The 17,549-nt window shown below is 50.6% G+C and carries 18 protein-coding genes; 12 read left to right on the forward strand and 6 right to left on the reverse strand.

Going from position 1 to position 17,549, the window contains the following annotated elements; all coding sequences use genetic code 11:
* Window positions 1–52: 52 nt before the first annotated feature.
* Both CRO57_RS20755 and speB read left to right on the forward strand, forming a co-directional pair.
* The gene (locus CRO57_RS20755; RefSeq protein WP_210200955.1) at window positions 53–1,246 is read left to right on the forward strand and encodes a carboxynorspermidine decarboxylase; all 1,194 of its coding nucleotides are present in this window, start codon (window positions 53–55) and stop codon (window positions 1,244–1,246) included.
* 21 nt (window positions 1,247–1,267) lie between these two features.
* Window positions 1,268–2,140 carry an agmatinase gene (gene speB / locus CRO57_RS20760; protein ID WP_097155418.1) on the forward strand — a complete coding sequence of 291 codons (873 nt, stop codon included), beginning with the start codon at window positions 1,268–1,270 and terminating at the stop codon, window positions 2,138–2,140.
* 63 nt (window positions 2,141–2,203) lie between these two features.
* Here the strand turns inward: speB and CRO57_RS20765 are convergent, their stop codons facing one another.
* Window positions 2,204–3,976: a methyl-accepting chemotaxis protein gene (locus CRO57_RS20765; RefSeq protein WP_097155419.1), complete on the reverse strand. Its 1,773-nt coding sequence runs from the start codon at window positions 3,974–3,976 to the stop codon at window positions 2,204–2,206.
* Between the two features lie 180 nt (window positions 3,977–4,156).
* On the reverse strand, window positions 4,157–4,720 hold the full coding sequence (locus CRO57_RS20770) for a helix-turn-helix domain-containing protein (RefSeq protein ID WP_097155420.1): 564 nt from the start codon (window positions 4,718–4,720) through the stop codon (window positions 4,157–4,159).
* A 102-nt stretch (window positions 4,721–4,822) separates the two neighbouring features.
* On the opposite strand from CRO57_RS20770, the gene CRO57_RS20775 reads away from it, so the two are divergent.
* Window positions 4,823–6,013, forward strand: a complete 1,191-nt coding sequence (locus CRO57_RS20775; protein WP_097155421.1) for a benzoate/H(+) symporter BenE family transporter — start codon at window positions 4,823–4,825, stop codon at window positions 6,011–6,013.
* Between the two features lie 16 nt (window positions 6,014–6,029).
* On the forward strand, window positions 6,030–6,503 hold the full coding sequence (locus CRO57_RS20780) for a GNAT family N-acetyltransferase (RefSeq protein WP_170956193.1): 474 nt from the start codon (window positions 6,030–6,032) through the stop codon (window positions 6,501–6,503).
* A gap of 22 nt (window positions 6,504–6,525) precedes the next feature.
* Here the strand turns inward: CRO57_RS20780 and CRO57_RS20785 are convergent, their stop codons facing one another.
* Window positions 6,526–7,716 carry a YbfB/YjiJ family MFS transporter gene (locus CRO57_RS20785; RefSeq protein ID WP_097155422.1) on the reverse strand — a complete coding sequence of 397 codons (1,191 nt, stop codon included), beginning with the start codon at window positions 7,714–7,716 and terminating at the stop codon, window positions 6,526–6,528.
* A gap of 113 nt (window positions 7,717–7,829) precedes the next feature.
* Between CRO57_RS20785 and CRO57_RS20790 the strand changes: the two genes are divergently transcribed.
* The 4 genes from CRO57_RS20790 (at window position 7,830) to CRO57_RS20805 (ending at window position 10,803) form a co-directional block, all read left to right on the forward strand.
* Entirely contained in the window at window positions 7,830–8,675 is an 846-nt protein-coding gene (locus tag CRO57_RS20790) for a LysR family transcriptional regulator (protein WP_097155423.1), read from the forward strand.
* Window positions 8,676–8,809: 134 nt separating this feature from the next.
* A complete protein-coding gene (locus CRO57_RS20795; RefSeq protein WP_141401299.1) occupies window positions 8,810–9,733 on the forward strand; it encodes an NADase-type glycan-binding domain-containing protein in 924 nt (307 codons plus the stop codon).
* A gap of 18 nt (window positions 9,734–9,751) precedes the next feature.
* The gene (locus tag CRO57_RS20800; protein ID WP_097155425.1) at window positions 9,752–10,267 is read left to right on the forward strand and encodes a hypothetical protein; all 516 of its coding nucleotides are present in this window, start codon (window positions 9,752–9,754) and stop codon (window positions 10,265–10,267) included.
* Window positions 10,268–10,302: 35 nt separating this feature from the next.
* Window positions 10,303–10,803 (forward strand): hypothetical protein, encoded by a 501-nt coding sequence (locus CRO57_RS20805; RefSeq protein ID WP_141401300.1) that lies wholly within the window; start codon window positions 10,303–10,305, stop codon window positions 10,801–10,803.
* A gap of 109 nt (window positions 10,804–10,912) precedes the next feature.
* Here CRO57_RS20805 and CRO57_RS20810 read toward each other — a convergent pair whose 3' ends face one another.
* The 3 genes from CRO57_RS20810 to CRO57_RS20820 form a co-directional block, all read right to left on the reverse strand.
* On the reverse strand, window positions 10,913–11,368 hold the full coding sequence (locus CRO57_RS20810; RefSeq protein WP_097155427.1) for a MarR family winged helix-turn-helix transcriptional regulator: 456 nt from the start codon (window positions 11,366–11,368) through the stop codon (window positions 10,913–10,915).
* Entirely contained in the window at window positions 11,361–12,464 is a 1,104-nt protein-coding gene (locus CRO57_RS20815; RefSeq protein WP_097155428.1) for an Acg family FMN-binding oxidoreductase, read from the reverse strand. Before CRO57_RS20815 ends, CRO57_RS20810 begins: the two co-directional genes overlap by 8 nt.
* A 130-nt stretch (window positions 12,465–12,594) precedes the next feature.
* On the reverse strand, window positions 12,595–13,497 hold the full coding sequence (locus CRO57_RS20820) for a LysR family transcriptional regulator (protein WP_097155429.1): 903 nt from the start codon (window positions 13,495–13,497) through the stop codon (window positions 12,595–12,597).
* Between the two features lie 120 nt (window positions 13,498–13,617).
* Here CRO57_RS20820 and CRO57_RS20825 point away from each other — a divergent pair, with 120 nt between their 5' ends.
* The 4 genes from CRO57_RS20825 to CRO57_RS20840 all read left to right on the forward strand — a co-directional run bounded on the left by CRO57_RS20825 (window position 13,618) and on the right by CRO57_RS20840 (window position 17,543).
* A complete protein-coding gene (locus CRO57_RS20825; protein WP_097155430.1) occupies window positions 13,618–14,412 on the forward strand; it encodes an SDR family NAD(P)-dependent oxidoreductase in 795 nt (264 codons plus the stop codon).
* Between the two features lie 577 nt (window positions 14,413–14,989).
* Complete coding sequence (locus tag CRO57_RS20830; protein WP_097155431.1) at window positions 14,990–15,727, forward strand: helix-turn-helix transcriptional regulator; 738 nt, start codon at window positions 14,990–14,992, stop codon at window positions 15,725–15,727.
* 93 nt (window positions 15,728–15,820) lie between these two features.
* Window positions 15,821–16,462 (forward strand): acyl-homoserine-lactone synthase, encoded by a 642-nt coding sequence (locus tag CRO57_RS20835; protein WP_170956194.1) that lies wholly within the window; start codon window positions 15,821–15,823, stop codon window positions 16,460–16,462.
* A gap of 112 nt (window positions 16,463–16,574) precedes the next feature.
* Window positions 16,575–17,543 carry a phytanoyl-CoA dioxygenase family protein gene (locus CRO57_RS20840; RefSeq protein ID WP_097155433.1) on the forward strand — a complete coding sequence of 323 codons (969 nt, stop codon included), beginning with the start codon at window positions 16,575–16,577 and terminating at the stop codon, window positions 17,541–17,543.
* Window positions 17,544–17,549 lie beyond the last annotated feature (6 nt).

Below are 17,549 nucleotides of genomic sequence, written 5' to 3' on the forward strand. Positions count from 1 at the left end.
GATTTTCCGGGCCCTTATGCTTTGAAGACCACAAACAGAAGCAGGAACAGGCATGAGCGATACCCCCATCATGGAAACACAGGCAGGCGATGCCGGTGCCTTTGCACAGTTTGACCTCAACCGCGTTCCTTCCCCCTGCTTTGTGGTCGATAAAGCTGCCATCCGCAACAATCTGCAAATCCTCGCTGATATCGGCAAACGGGCGGATGTCAAAGTTCTCTCAGCCCTGAAGGCTTTTTCCTGTTGGTCACTCGGTGATCTGGTTAGCGATCATCTGGATGGTACCTGCTCATCTGGTCTTTGGGAAAGCATGCTGGCCCGCGAGCATTATAAAGGCGAGCTGGCTACATACTCCGCCGCTTTCAAGAAAAGCGAAATGCCGCAATTGCTGGAGCTTTCCGATCATCTGATTTTCAATAGCCCGCATCAGATGGCGCTCTTTGGCGATGAAATTACAGCCGCCAAACAAGCGGGGCACGCCCCGGACTTTGGACTGCGCATCAACCCGCAGCATTCCGAAGGCCATATCGAAAAATACGACCCGTGCGCCAATGGATCTCGCCTTGGCACTCCAATCTGCCAGCTCACAAATGAAGACGTGGCTCCTTTCGATGGCATCCATATCCATACCCTCTGCGAGCAGGATTTCGAGCCTTTACAGCGCACCTGGCAAGCCATTGAAGACCGTGTGGGCCCATGGCTGAAAAATATGAAATGGCTCAATTTTGGCGGCGGCCATCATATCACTCGCGATGACTATCAGCGCGATGAGTTGGTGGAATTCCTGAAGGCCATCAAGATCAAATATGATATCGAAATCTATCTGGAGCCTGGAGAAGCCGTGGCTCTTGATGCTGGTATCCTGATTGGCGAGATCCTGGATCTGACCCGAAATGGCAACACCAATCTGGCCATTCTGGATCTCTCCGCCACCTGTCATATGCCAGATGTAATCGAAGCGCCTTACCGCCCGGCCCTTCTGGGTGAGGATTCTAGTGCCAAACAATTCCGACTTGGCGGCCCTAGTTGCTTGGCCGGCGATGTCATTGGTGATTATGGCTTTGCAAGCGAGCCAAAGATTGGCGACCGCATCGCCTTTCTTGATCAAGCTCACTATTCCATGGTCAAGACAAACACCTTCAATGGCGTGCAATTGCCTTCCATCGCGCTATGGGACAGCGAGACAGATGAGCTGGAAGTGATCAGGAGCTTTGGCTATGAAACCTTCCGCGACCGCCTGTCCTGATTACCCGAGAAAGACATAAAAATGACCAATCTGACCTATCCTGCCTTTCTTGGCTCTGAACTGACAACTGAGGAAAGCAATCCGGAAACAGCTCTCTTCCATGTCATTCCCTGCCCGTTGGAAAAGACCGTCTCTTACGGCTCTGGCACCGGCGCTGGCCCATCTGCCTTGCTTGAAGCAAGCCAGGAACTGGAGCGGTTCGATGGCAAGGGCTTCCCGCTGGAAAAAGGCATCACCACCACAGCCTCCATCAATTGCAATCAGGCGATTGAGGATGTGATGACTGAGCTGCGCGCACGCACCCGCGCCGTGGTCGAAAAAGGCAAGATCCCAGTGACATTGGGTGGAGAGCATAGCCTGACCTATGGCGCAGTGATGGGCGTCGCTGATGCTCTGAAGAAGAAGATCGGCATCATTCAGATCGATGCCCATGCCGATCTGCGTGTCGCCTATCAGGGCAACAAACATTCCCATGCCTCGGTCATGCATTTGCTGGCTGTCGAGGAAGGCATGCCATTGATGCAGTTTGGCATTCGTGCCCTATGCATCGAAGAGCAGGAAAGCCGCCTCAATCAGCCGCACATCCATTTTGTCGACGGTGAAGAGCTGGTCACTGGCAACATCCAGAGCTTTGATCTGCCGGACGATTTCCCCGAAGATGTCTATATCACCTTCGATGTTGACGGGTTAGATCCATCCATCATGCCCGCAACCGGCACGCCTGTACCGGGTGGTCTTGCCTATTACCAAAGCCTGAACCTGATCCGTCATGCCCTGAAAGGCCGCCGCTGCGTTGGCATGGATATCGTGGAGCTGGCCCCCTTTCAGGATCAATGGGCCTGGGATTTCACGGCCGCCAATCTCACCTACCGTTTGATGGGACTGGTAGCCTAGAAAAGCTGGATACAAAAAAGCCGCCCACATAGAGGCGGCTTTTCTATTTATCTTTGGAAAGCTTTAGCCTGCTTTTCTGCTCGCATCGCTATTCTTCTGCACTTCGTCAAGGAAGGACTTGACCGAAGTGTTCAGCTCGCTGGCAACACTCATCAGCTGCTCCGAGGTCTGATCGACATTGCTGGACTGCTCACGGGTTTCACGAATGATATCAGAAACGCGGGTCACATTGGCTGCGGCTTCATCACTACCGCCTGCTGCTTTCGAGATGGAGAAGGAAATCTCCTCGGTCGCCGCAGTTTGCTCGTGAACCGCGGAAGCAATGGCTCCGGTGATTTCCATAACGCTCTCGATATGTTCACCAATCGCCTGAATGGAGTCGACTGTGGAGCGCGTCGAGGTCTGAATATCATTCACTTGGGTAGCAATTTCATCTGTTGCCTTGGCTGTCTGAGTGGACAGATCCTTCACTTCTGCAGCAACAACCGCGAAGCCTTTACCAGCTTCCCCGGCACGAGCTGCCTCAATGGTGGCGTTCAGTGCCAGCAGATTGGTCTGTTCAGCAATTGCCTTGATCATCTCGACCACAGCACCGATCTTGTCCGCGGTATCGGCCAGACGGGTGACATCTTCATTGGTGCCACGCGCTACTTCAGATGCTGTGTCGGTGATCTGGATGGCCCGGTTCGCCTGATTGCTGATTTCCTGAATGGAGGCACTCAACTCGGTTGCAGCAGACGCGACAGTCTGTACGTTCCCGGATGCTTCACCGGAAGCGTTGTGGGCAGATTCAGCAGAAACAGAAGCTTCATCAGCCAGATTGACCAAACCCTTGGAAGTCTGGGACATCACACTGGTTTCGCTCTGCAAAGTGGCCTGAACATTCTGCACATTGGCTTCAAAATTGGCGATATGATTAGCCAGCTGTTCCTGACGCTCGCGCTCCATAACCTGCTTTTTCTGTTCTTTCAGCTCCAGTTCCTGCTTGGCACAGGCATTGTCACGGAACACTTTCAACGCCTGGGTCATGGCACCAATTTCATCGCGACGTGGACGATCATCCAGGCTGACATCAGTCTTGCCATTGGCCAGATCACCCATGGCTTTGACAATTTTCAAAAGCGGAACCGAAATACCATTACGGCCAATGACCCAGGACACTGCCACGCCAGCAACGAAAGCCAGAATGGATAGGAAGATCATCTGGGTGATAGCTTCTTTTTCATGCTGTTCTGCGGTTTTTGCAGCGGCCAAAGTGAAACGCTCAATCTCGGTAAGCAGCGCAACCAATTCATGATCAAGCTGCTTCTCCAGCGCTTCAACGGCTTTGACATCACTGGAAGCTTGCGCAATTTCACCAGCCGCAGCCAGATCCAGCACATGCAGTGCCTTCTTGTCATATTCCTTATGATGCTTCTCAACTTCGATCAGCGCTTTCAAGACATGCTTATACTCAGCTTCTTCTTCTGGAGTGTGGGCAACGGAAATCGCAGATTTGGCAACGTCCTCACCTTCCTTGATTTCCTTGGTCACCTTGTGTGCAAGCTTCTCAAATTTTGCTCGCATCTGGTTGACTTCGGCCTGAGATTGTTTGGATTGAACCCCATAAGCACGCAAGGAACGTTCCAGCAAAATCGCCTGTTCCAACTGATGCGTTGTGATCTTGCTGACCACTTCCATCACAGGGATATTAGCTTCTGCAATCGAGGTGAGTTCCTTGCCAATCCGGTTCATCTGCCAGATGCTGACAGAGGCCAAAACCATCATGATGGCGAGGCAGGAACCGATGGCATACATGATTTTTGCAGGAATACTGCTGGAGCGTTTAATAGACATGAGCGCGGTCCATCCAAGTGCTGGTACGTATATTAGGGCTCATTGTTTCCGAAATTGCGGGTCGGAAACACCCAATTGTGGACAGAATTAGGTAAAAGCACTTAACCAAGCCCTAATCATTTTAGGAAAATTGGACTAAAAATTCCAATTAAGGGCCAATTTTTGTTATTTTCCACTCACTTAAGAGTGGATTTTGGCCATTTTGGAATAATGCATCACATTGTGAAACTGCACTGGCTCTGACGCCAGGTTGCGATAGCCATGGGGTTGGTCAGCATTGAAACGAAGACCATCACCGGTTTTATAAGCCGTCCATTCTCCATCGAAAAGAACTTCCATCTCTCCCTTGATCACGAAAACATCTTCGACAACCCCACAAACATGGGCATTGGAGAGATGGGTCTGGCCTGGCTCCAGCACCAGGCAAAATGTCTCCGAGCCAAAACGCGGATCAAATGGAAAGATGGTGTGAATGGTCAGCCCATCTGGAAAGCTGATCGTCTCGGACGGCGCAGGCGTGAAGGTCGTCTCGGTCTGAACAAGATCCTCCAGAAATGCGGTGAGCGGCAAGCGAAAACCCTTGGCCAATTTCCAGAGCGTGGCAATGGTGGGACTGGAATCTCCCTTTTCAATCTGATGCAGCATGGCCTTGCTCACACCAGTCAGCTCGGATGTCTGCGACAGGCTCAGCCCTGCATTCTCACGAATACTCTTCAGATTGATGAGGATCTTTTTATGGTCCATGATTGCCAAAGCACTTGTTCGTTATAGCGAACGTCTGTTATAACGAACAGACAGATTTCTTCAAGTAGCTTAGCTCCCCCCATCCCAAAAGGCACGGACAGAATGATTGCAGGTCTGAAACTTTCGCATGTTATCACCGGAGGCATTGCCGTGCTGGTGGGCTATACCAGCAGCGTTGCCATCATTTTTCAGGCCATTGATCTGCTAGGCGCGACCCAGGCACAAGCCAATAGCTGGATGCTGGCTCTTGGCCTTGGCATGGGGATCAGCGGACTGATCCTGTCACTTCTCTATCGCATGCCCATTCTGACAGCTTGGTCGACACCGGGAGCTGCCCTTCTGGTCATCAGCCTTGATGGTGTGGCCATGGATGAAGCCATCGGAGCTTTTCTTCTATGCGGAGCATTACTGACGCTCACCGGCCTGACAGGCTGGTTTGGCAAATTGTCCAACCTGATCCCGGAGCCAATCGCCAATGCCATGCTGGCCGGTATCCTCTTCAGCTTTGGGCTGGGTGTCTTCTCCTCCATGGAAGACAATCTGCCCCTGACCGCGCTGATGTGCCTGACCTATCTGATGGGGAAGAGATGGTTCCCACGCTATAACATTCCGACTGTTCTGCTGGCAGGTATTCTCTTTTGCTGGACCAGCGGTGCCTTCCACAGCCAGGAGACGATTGAATTCTCCATTGCCCAACCAGAATTCATCATGCCCTCCTTCTCGCTGCCGGTTCTGATCAGCATCGGCGTGCCGCTTTTCATTGTCACCATGACATCGCAGAATATGCCCGGCGTCGTGGCGCTGAAATCCGCTGGCTATGTGCCGCCGACTTCAGCCAGCATGACGGTCACCGGTCTCATCACCCTGCTCTTTGCTCCCTTTGGCGGCTATACCTTCAACCTCGCTGCCATCACTGCCGCGATCTGCGCCGGGCCGGAAGCGGATGAAGATCCGCAGACACGCTATAAAGCCGCTATCATGGCTGGCATCTTCTATTGCATTGTCGGCCTGCTCGGCGCCACCATCATCAGTCTGTTCCTGATTGCGCCAAAGGCTTTGGTTATCACCATTGCAGGATTGGCCCTGCTCAACACCATCGGCAACAGCCTCAGCTCAGCCCTGACCCAGCCAGACAACAGAGAGGCCGCGCTGGTCACCTTCATGACCACAGTCTCCGGCATCAGCTTCCTCGGTATCGGTGCCCCCTTCTGGGCTCTCCTCTTTGGCGCTGCGACAAGTATCGCTCTTTCAAACGACGAAAAGCCAGGTAAATTGGTAACTGAAAAAAGCTGATAGCGAGACATACTGGATGATGATCACGACAAGACAAGCAACGGCCAATGATGCAGATCAGATGAGCGAGATTCTCTCTCCAATTTTGGCGTCCTGGAAGAGTGATCGCCCAAGCGATGCCGGTCATATCCTGCGATATTATATCGAGCACCCAGATAGCATCAAATGCACGATTGCCGAGGATGAAACTGGCAAGGTCTTCGGCTTTCAATCCCTCATCATCGCAACAGACAACAAACCTTATGATGTGCCCAATGGTTGGGGCATCATAGGAACCTATGTGCGGCTGGATGCTACCCGATGCGGGATTGGCAAACATCTCTTCGCCTCATCCCAAGAAGCTGCCAAACAGGCAGGCTTGAAAAGGATTGATGCCACCATCGGCCAGACAAACGAGACTGGTCTTGCATATTACGAAGCCATGGGATTTCGAACTTATCGAACATCAGACACCAGTGTCAGCAAGATTTATGAGATGGATGCGGCCTAAGCAGAAATAGCTACCAATATTCCTAAGCAACTTCCAGCCGCGCCTGCCTCTGCTTTTCCATGGCAATCAGAACGATGATCAAAGCTGTACCGACCAGCATGAAGGCCCCGGATATATAGAGACTGGCATTATAATTACCCACCGCGCCAACGATCACACCAGTCAGAGCCGGGGCCAGAATTTGTGCAACACTATAGGCGATTGTCATCTTGCCCATCAGCTTGGATGGGTTGGATGGGAAAAGATGCCCTGCCATGGTCAAAACCAGACTGACACAGGCAATGAAGGTCGCACCAAACAGGATGGCGCTGAGGCTGACCAGATAGAAATCCTGACTGAAGACCGGCAGCATGATGCCGACAATCTTGAGAAGATAAGCCAGCAATAAGGCTCGTAGATATCCCATTTTGCGCGCTACCAAATCCCAGATCAACACAGCAGGCGTTGCTGCCAATCCCAGTAAGACAAAAACCCATTGACCTCGCCCGGCCATATTGGGCAAGCCCTCGACCAGATCAACAATGAAAGTGGCGCTGACCACAAAGCCATAGCCTGCACAGAAATAGGCTGCGAGCATCACCAAAACGAAATTGCGGCTTGGCGGATTATCAGCTTGCAGGGATTGCTGCGGACCATTGCTGCTCTGCTCAGGCGATGGCATCCATAGCCAGGCAGGGATCGAAAAGACGAATGCCATGATCGCAAGAGTGAGCCATTGCTCCTGCCATGTCGCAGGAAGCCAGGTCATGGCCTCGACCAGCAGAGCGACCGAGACAATACTCACTCCGACACCAGTAAAATGGATGCCCAACTCCCCTCGATGGCCATGAGCCACCAACCATTTCAGGATCAGACCAGAGGAGAGAATAAAGCCTGCAGTTGCACATATCCCGGCCAGATAGCGCAGAATGGACCAAAGAACCAAATCACTGGTGAGCGCCATTGCAGCGGTGGTGATCACCGCCAATGCCAGATAAAGCCGATAGAGAAGGAATTTATGATCCAGATTGCTCAAGCTCGCAGCCAGAACAACACCGCTCAAATATCCAAGATAATTGGAAGTCGCCAGCCATCCACCCATCACATCCGACAGGCCGGTTTCGCTCTGCATGATAGGTAGCAGGGACGAATAGGAAAAGCGCGCCACACCAGCGGTGACGATAATGCTGCATATTCCGGCAAAATAGACTTTTGCTCTCGTTAACTCGCTCATTCCAGCTCCTCCCAAAGCTTTTGTAGCTTCGCAGATATTAGATCAATTTGACTTACTGTAAAAACGAATTATTCTGAAGAAACATTTCTGAAATAGAGAAACGTTGAAAATAGATGGAACTGATCGGCCTTCGCACATTCAAAGCCATTGTCGATGAAGACGGTATTAAGGGGGCATCCAAAGCGCTTCACACGGTGCCGTCCAATGTCTCCGCTCGTATCCAGAAACTGGAGGAAGAGCTTGGTGTTCCTCTCTTCACCCTGCGCGGTCGAAAGCTACATCTGACGCCGCAAGGACAATTGCTCTATCCCTATGCCGCTCAAATGATAGAGCTTGAAAACAACGCCCGCACCGAGTTGCGCCGAAGCGGCGATATCTTTGAGCTGCGCATCGGGACAACCGAGACTTTCGCCGCCACCTTCCTCCCAGACACGCTGAAAAAGCTCAAACAGCATAATGCCAAGATCATACCCAAAATCATCACCCACACCAGCGCCGAACTCATTTCCTGTGTGCTCAAAAATTCGCTCGATTGCGCCTTCATCGGTACCGAGCCCATTCATGTTGATTTGTGCTGCTATCCGTTGATCGAAGAGAGCCTGCTGGTCGTGTTACCAAAAGATCAGGAACATGACTCTGTACTGTTCGTACGTGATGAGGGCTGCGCCTATCGGCAGGCAGCGGTGAGCTGGCAGCAGAAAACCGGCCGTTCCGATGAACAGATCATGTCCATGAGCAGCGTCGAGGGTGTGCTTGGCTGTATCGCAGCAGGTCTTGGTTACACCGTCATCGGCGAAAGCATGGTCAAGGGCAGTCGCTATGAGAACTCACTCTCCACCCGATTGGTCGACGGCCCAGCAACAACTTTTCGCCTCTCTCTAATCTGCCGTAAAAATTCACCCTTCCAGCACGATATTGAAGCAATTGCCAAACTCTTCAAGCAAGAAGACCAAGGCTAGGCTTTTGATACATCTGTATCAATTGCGCTCACAGTATTTTACGGCTTTTCTGGATGCAAGCTGCTGATTTTGTTCAGCTTCACAGCCTCGCCCGCCTGCCATTACACCAATGTGCTCAGGAAGACAGGAAAGCCATGCGTCATCGTCTCTTACAAATCCTCCTTGTCACAATAATCTCAGCTTTCACGATGCCTGCCAGTGCCGAGACGGATTTTTATCTCTGCCGCTATGATGACGGCTCTGTCTTTGGCGAGAATTTCGAATTTGGCTATGACCACAAACGGAACATCATCCTGCTAAACCAGCACCGCAAAGGTAGCTATACCAAGAATTTCACCTTGGGTTATGTGGAACTGGAAGGTGGTTGGCTAAACTTTCATTTTGAAGAATGGGAGAATGGCAGCATCAGGATGCGCGAAAGCCATAATCTGGATCTTGCGGAAAAACTTCTCACATCCAGTCAGGATTTCTACAACGAAAATGACAAGCTCATCAGAGAAGGTCCACGCGCAAACACCTATTGTTCAGGCGTCGCAGATGGTGGAACCACCGTTCAAGCACCATCGGATCTCAAATGTCATACCCTGAATATTGCCAGCAAAGCAGGGAAACGAACCGGCCATTGGTGCGTTCGAAGCGTCCTGCCAGAAAGCAAGGATTTCTCATACGGCCCTGAAAATCTGGGGTCGGAAAGCGGAGCCTGGTGCGAAGGTGAAGCCGGGCAAGGCATCGGTGTAGAACTGGAGGTTTCCTTTAATCCTTCCGCCCCTACCGGTCACCCTGCTGCTTTCGATCATTTGATTATCAGCAATGGCTATGACCGTAGCACCAGAACCTTCATGCAAAATTCCCGTATCAAGCAGATTGAAATCCGCACCGACGATGGAGAAAGCTGGGTACGCACTTTGCGCGATGAAACAGGGCCGCAAAGGGTCAATCTGGGCAAGACCATCCGCCCTCATGGGATCCTGATCACCATTCTTGATATCTATCCGGGACAGAAATATCAGGACACCTGTCTGAGCTATGTGATGCCGGGCTTCAAGGCCACAAATTGAGGCACAAAGGAGACAGCCATGAAAATCAGTCTTTATAAAGCCCTGATTGTCACAATTCTTTTCAGTTACACCAATATCGCGGAAGCCAAAAGTTGGAAAGCCAATATCAGCGGACCATTTGACGGCATGACTTATGGCAACATGTCGATCGTGCAGAATGAATTCGAACTGACCTTTTCTTGTAACAACCACGATGGTCCAAAATATCGATTGAAAGTCGAATTGGGAAGCAGCAACCTCCCTACATTACCCCTCTATGGTCAAGACGAACCAGCCAGACTCTCTTTTCTTTTTACCCTGCATGAGGGTGTTCTGGTCAGAGAACTATGGAAGGCCAAGTGGTTCAACAATGGGCGCGGCACCGAGACGTGGATTGGCGAAATCGGAACTGGCGCCGGTAGGCTCAATGCCCTATCTCGCGCCGTGAAACTTGATCTCATCGATCAGAAGGGCAAGTTGATTTCCTCTTTTGGCACCAAAGGTACCTCCGCAGCAATCGCTAAACTGCGCCAAGCATGTCACTATAAACGCTGAACCAAGCTAGAAGAAATAGGAACAGGTGAACGAAAATGCCCCAGTTGAGAAAATGCGCGCGTTGTGGGGCCCCCAGCCTGACACCCGTCTCCAGAGAATTGCAGATCTATAACTCTGTCATTCACTATAAGTGCGAAGAATGTGGAACTGAAATAGAACTGACACCTCCCGCAAGCATCGGCACAGTGACAACGGCCGGTCTCTTTGCACTTGGTTTTTGGGGGTTTCTCCTATTTACCGACCCCTTCCCACCTGGCTGGATCGCATTGACCTTGTACGGGTTGGCAATTTTGGCACTTGGCTTTGTCACTCTTCGCCCCGCTTTGGACCATTTCAGAAATCCGGTCATAGATGCCAGCCCAACCGCTGATCTGAGCGTCGAAGGGCCGGACAATCATATAGCCAGAAAACCAATCCTGTTGCTTGAAGGTTTCGGTTTTCTGGCCGGACTGTTGGCACCTGTATTGTTATTCGCAGGTGTTTTGGCAATCGCATCTGTGATCGGTTTTATCAATTTCACTTATTTCGGAAACTAACCCGCTCTAAAAAGATGGCGAAGTTGCTCAGATATCATGGACAACGCCATCAAAGCGGCCATAGCAGCAAGCTGATCATGTGACTTTGATAGGATAGGGTAGCGTTTCTCTACCCTATCTCATCTCTCATATGATCCACCACGACGCGAAAGTTCGAAAGCTGGGGAAGCAAGGCATTGACCTGCTCGGGAGAATAGCGTCCTGCCAGTTCCTCAAAAACTGGAGCCATTTTCTTGATAGCACGGTTATGAAACTGCCGACCCGCATCTGTCAAACGCACCTGCTTGGACCGACCATCATCAGGATTGGGCTGGAACTCGATATATCCATGTTTTTTCAGCCCACTCAATGTGTGCGTCATGGTTGTTTTGGCAACCTGAAATGCATTGGCCAGTTCAAGCGGGGTAGCTGCATCCCGCACGCGGATCAAATGACTGACAACCCCAAAATGTGACACCAACAACCCCTTGGGCAACCGTGCTTCCAGAAAGGCAGTCCCAATCTGGTTGATGATACCTGCCTCCAGAAAAAGAGCGTAATAAGGAGCGTGCGTGTTGTCAGACATTTCGAATGCGTGTCTCCAATGGCCAACGAGGGCTGGGGTCTATAGCCGGACCATAACCCAGACGCCCAAGCATTTGAAGCGTTTCGCCCGGTCCTGCCAGCATTTTATGGACATGTTCATAATGAGCCTTCATCTCAGGATACTCCTGCAAGGCCTGACTGACCGGTTGCATGGATAGCCCCAACCCGGTAGCGGTCAACTGCAGTCGCATCCAGGAATAACCGGCTTTTATCTGCTCAACCCTCGTGTTGCCCACGGTGGTTATCACCGCATAAGCAGGCGTTGCCATCATAGCCGTATGTAAAATTTCCTGTCCTTGCTTGAAACTATCACTGGTCCGGTCCGCCTGACCTTCTCGGCTCAGCATGCCAGCTACCATCAAGCTTTCAAGCAAAGGTCCTCCGAGAGAAATCCCGTCTGGATTGGCTTCGATCTCAACTTTGCCAAACCTCATGAGATTCACATTTTCCATAAGGGTGGCTTCGGTCGTCATCTCGATTTCCATTGCTTCCCACGTCACTTGACGAAGAGCTTCAACCTCAGCTTCGCCCATTTCGATCTTCGCAAATTCAGAGAGCGTCTCCACTGCGTCCACTGGCACAGGACGGTCCTCATACGCTTCGCGATTGGTATGACGATGCAACACATGGGCAAATAACGGATCTTTCTTGCCGCCATCGACAAATGTCACATCTGCCACAGGCCCCTCCTCGCCTTCCGGAAAGAGATCCATTTTTAATGCAAAGCCATCTTGCGCCGCTGCCATACGGAGCAATTCCAAAAAACATCCCATACTGACGGTCAGCTGACGATCAAAAGGATCCGTTTCGGGCAAGTTGAGTGACTTGTCGCGATACAGGAGAAGCCTGTCCTCTCCCTTCAGCTCCGCTATCCATGGCTGTCGATTATGGGAATTGGGTGCCAAAACTGCATAGGACAATGCCCGCTTGCGTGGTTCGTTATAGCTGCCTGCTTGCTCCCATGGGACCAAAGCACGGTTTGGACGCCGGGTCGTCAGAAAACCGCCTATCGACACCCCCGCAGCAAGAACAACACCACCACCAATGAGACCAATCATCTTACGTCTGGAATGCATCTTTCCAATCCTTCAATTTAATCCGATATCGAACTATATAGTCGAATTCAATTCAAAACAAGTACGAAATCGAACTTTATTAAAAGACTATAGATAGTGAAACGGAACTGACAGGGTAAAACCTTCTATCTCATTCCCAAGCAGGCTGCTTTCCGATCCTCTCCAGCAGAAAATCCATGAAAACACGGACCTTGGCAGAGAGGACATTGGCTTTGGGATATACGAGCCAAAGCACGCTTTGATCCGCAATTTCATAATCCGGAAGCACGCGGATGAGGCTACCGTCCTCCAGCTCCTGATGCACACTCCATAAGGAATTGATCGAAATACCAGCTCCAGCTTTGGTCGCCAATTTCAGACTATGGCCGTCATCCAGAACCAGACGACTGATCCCCTTCGCAGGGTCAAACATGGCCTCTTGCTGACCATTTCGGCTCAAGGGCTTTGGTACCCGATCACGAAAAGCAATCAACTCATGCTGGCTGAGATCGCCTGGTTCACTGGGTGTGCCTTGCTCTGCCAGATAGGCAGGAGACGCACACAGCACCCTCTTGTCATCAGCCAGCTTCCGCCCTTTCAGACTGCTATCTCCCAGCACACTATTACGCAGGGCCAGATCAAAGCTGCCCTCGATCAAATCATAACGAACATCCGAGAGACGCAGATCGAGGCTAACACCAGGATGCTGTGCCAAAAAATCTGGCATCAATGGCATGATATAAGCTTGGGCAAATGTGCTTGGCGCAGTGAAGCGTAAAATGCCGGTTGCCTGTGGCCGACCAATGCCTAACGCAGCAAGTGCGGCATCTTCCTGTGCCAGCATTTCCCGTGCATAGGGCAAGAACTCCGCCCCTTCCAAAGACAGAGACACCTTACGCGTGGAACGATGGAGCAAATCTGCCCCTACCTCCCTCTCCAACTTTGCCAGACGAGCACTGGCAACCGCAGGAGCCAACCCCAACTCCCGCCCTGCAGCTGAAATATTCAGCTTGTCACTGGCCAAGACAAAGAGACGAAGCGCATCGGTATCCATAGCAATTATATCCAAAACCCGAATTATGAAGATAAAAATGAAGCATTTTTATCCTCGATACAATAAATATATTAAGAAGTGAGAGAAGAACAAATACACATTTCTATCCACGAGACCCATATGCCCAAGACCATTTTGATCACCGGTGCCACCGACGGCATCGGTCTGGAAACCGCCAGAATGTTGGCAAAGCAGGGCCATGTATTGCTGTTGCATGGCCGCAATCAATCCAAATTGGATATTGTGAAAGAGCAGCTCAGCGACAGCCCAGCCAGCTTACAGATATATCGGGCAGACCTTTCGGATCTCTCCGATGTGCAAGCTTTGGCAAAAGCCATTGCAGATGATCACAAGCATCTGGATATCCTGATCAACAATGCGGGCATCTATCGAACCAATAAGCCGCGCTTGCAAGGCGGAATGGATGTCCGCTTCATGGTCAATACCATCGCTCCCTTTGCTCTGACCAAAGCTCTGTTGCCCATCATTCCCAAAGATGGCCGCATCATCAATCTCTCTTCCGCAGCGCAAGCAATGGTCTCGATCAAGGCCATGATGGGGGAAGAGCCCATTGTGGACATGCCAGCTTATGCTCAGAGCAAACTGGCCATCACCATGTGGACCAGCCATCTGGCGCAACAGCATCCCGACGGTCCTCTCTTTGTTTCGGTCAATCCTGGCTCCTTACTGGCAACCAAGATGGTCAAGGAAGGCTTTGGTGTGGAAGGCAGCGACATTTCAATTGGCGCTGACATTCTCTGCCGGGCGGCTCTAACCGATGAATTCCAAGGCAAATCCGGCCAATATTACGACAATGACACCAAACGCTTTGCCCCTCCTCAAGCAGATGGGTCCAATATGGCGAAAGCAGCCCGGATCACAGAGACGATTGAGGCCATCATCGCACAAGCATGATATAGCCCGCACTTCGATACCTCACGACAACAAACGGCTCCAATTACCAGTGACAACTGAAGGAAGAGTATTCATCGAGACAGGCCGAACAGCACAGTCCGCAATTATACCTTTGTAGAATTTTCCTCAATCAGTAAAGATCCAGCTCTGCATAAACGACATGATGGTACAGAATTCGACGGCGAACGGTTGACACTCAACCCCAAGTTATTCAAGTTGTATAGAGAAATAAACAGCGTAAAGCTGTGACACCTAGAGCGTCAGGGCTATCATGTTAACAAGCATGATGGCCCTTTCTGTTTCCAGATTTCCGACCGCCCCAAGCTTTCATCGTGACATGAGATAGCTTATTTCAAGATCCATGATTTTTCTGCGTCTCTTTCCTGTCAAGAATCCCAACCTGAAACAACCTCCAACGGTCATCACAAGTTGTTGACGTCGATAGGGATTTCCAGCAATTGCACATCTATGACTACTAATCTATTCTGATTACAATCATAAATGCTTGCCGATACCTCTACCCAATCAAAGCCAGTTCGGAAGCTAACAAAAACCATTGATATTCAAGGTGCACGTTATGATTGAAAAAGCGCGGCAGCTTCGAGTTTTCGATTTCGTTGAAAAAATCAGGGCCGTGGAAGGCGATTATTCCGCGATCATCGCCGCCACAATTGATGAACTGAAATGGTATGGACTGGATTATCTGACCTGCACGGAGCTACCGGACCTCGGTCAAACCGGACAGGAATTAATCCTGGCCAATACCCGTCCCATGGACTATTTGCGGAACTATTTTGAGCAGGGCCACGTTCTGCGTGATCCTGTTGTGACCGAGTTGAAACGCACCTCGACCCCCTTCACATGGAACCAGGTCAGAGAGCGCAGAAAACTCTCCAAACGCGAGAAAAACATCATCGACGAAGGCCAATGTTTCGGATTTAACAATGGCATGATCATCCCGGTCATCAGTGAAACTGGCTCAATTGCCATTTTCTCACCTTGCGGCTGGGACCCCGATTTAAGCCCCGATTCGGCTCTTGCGCTGGATGTTGTCGGCACATTTGCCACCCAGGCTCTGCGCCGTTGCCGCCGCCGCAAGCAACGCCCCAATGATTATAATCCACTGACTTTCCGAGAACGCGAAATTCTGCAATTCGTCGCCTCTGGCAAAACTGATGATGACATTGCAGACATTCTGACCATATCCAGCAATACAGTTTGCACCCATGTTCAGAACATCAAAAGAAAACTATCAGCAAGCAACCGCACTTATGCAGTATATCGCGCTATACAGCTCGGGGAGATCAATTTCTAGTTGAATCAATATCAAAAAATACTAAGTTCCTAGTATTTAAAGATATTTTTTGATGGTGAATTCTATCTTCGTTACCTAAACATGGAGGTAGAAATGTTAAATATTCTTTATGGATCTCAAATGGAAAGCCGCCGTCAGGAGTTTGATCAGCTTTTCAAGGCACGCTTTGAAACATTCGTGGTAGGTCGTGGGTGGTCACTGCCCTCTTATAATGGCCGTGAACGAGATCAATTCGATAAAGACTGCGCGGTCTATTTCATTGACCGCGATAAGAATGGAGAGATTGTTGGCAGTGTAAGGATCACACCGACCGACCGATGCTCTTTGTTGGCCGACTGCTTCCCGCACATCTCTAATCCAGATCCAGCACCAAGAAGCCCTCACATTTATGAAGCCACTCGTTATATTTCCTTGCCAAAGGAAAAATCTCGCGCTGCCAATCGTGCCTCCAAAGCACGTGTCATTGCTGCAGCCATGATCTGGTGCTTCGAACACCAGGTGTCCCGGTTACAGTCGGTGATTGATGTAGAATTGCTGGATGCATTCATGGAAATGTGCCCGTATATCAAAGTCATGGGTCCGACATCTGCATATGGAGGGGGGCGTGGCGTTCCTGGCGGCGGCATGTGTCTTGGCATCAGTGCTCCAGTTCACAGGGAAGCAATTGAAGCGATCCTGCATTTTGGAAATCTCGATCCAAACGAATTTCCAATCCCGGTGCTGTCAGCCGCCTAACCCTACCCTAGAATTTCGAAGCATTTAGGCAGTTGCCGATTATCGCCGGTGCTTCTGGCAAAATTGACAATAAAAATCTCATATTTTTTTCAATTCATGAAAGGCAAACGTCATGAGTAAGGAACTCGTACGCCCAATCACCCCTGACGAAGTCGCAGCTTATAACAATGTAGGTGTCGTTCATTTAAAAGGCATCCTCGATCTACAATTCGTCAACAAGCTCCGTCGACATCTGGATTCCACGGTACAAACATTGGATCAAAGCCCGGCTGGTTATGATTTCAGCGAGCTTGTCGCTGCCGCTCAAAACGGCAATTTTGACGAACTGGCCAACCATGATGGCGGACAACATGAAGTGGCAGCCTTGGCCAAATATATCGAAGCAATGGGTGATCGCTATCTTCAGGACGAAACGTCCGGCAAAGGGCATTTCTATGTCGATACCGGCACCGTTGCTCGGAATCGTGACTACAAACTCATGCTTCAGAGAGGTATCTTGCCAAAGATTGCAGCGGCATTTCTGGACTCGGAAAAAGTCAATTTCTTCGGCGAACAGGTCTTTGTCAAAGAACCGGGCACCAAGGAACGCACCGCATTCCATCAAGACGCAAGTTTCTTTGAAGTCGAAGGCAACCAATGCTGTGTGATGTGGATCGCAGTAGATCCGACCAATCACGAAACCGGTACAATGCAATATATCCGCGGAACTCACCATGATGGCAAATTCTACAAAGCCAACACCTTTGTGTCGCAAACCGCACTACCCGGTTCCCAAGGGGAAGAGTTGCCCGATATCGAGGCCAATCCTGATCAATATGATATTATCAGCTTCGATACCGAGCCTGGGGACATCATCATACACAATTATAAAACCGTCCATGGCGCTGGCGGCAACAGAAGCCGCTATCAGCCGCGTAGAGCGTGCTCTGTTCGCTATGCCGGTGATGACATGCGCTTCAAGTCCCGCCCCGGCACACCCGCACAATTGCATCATGAAAAGCGTTTGCAAGACGGAGATCCGCTCTCAGGGCCAGATTTCCCGGTCGTCTGGCGCAGACCAAAAATCAAACACGCGGCCTGAAGCATA

Source organism: Cohaesibacter gelatinilyticus (assembly GCF_900215605.1).
GTDB lineage: Bacteria > Pseudomonadota > Alphaproteobacteria > Rhizobiales > Cohaesibacteraceae > Cohaesibacter > Cohaesibacter gelatinilyticus.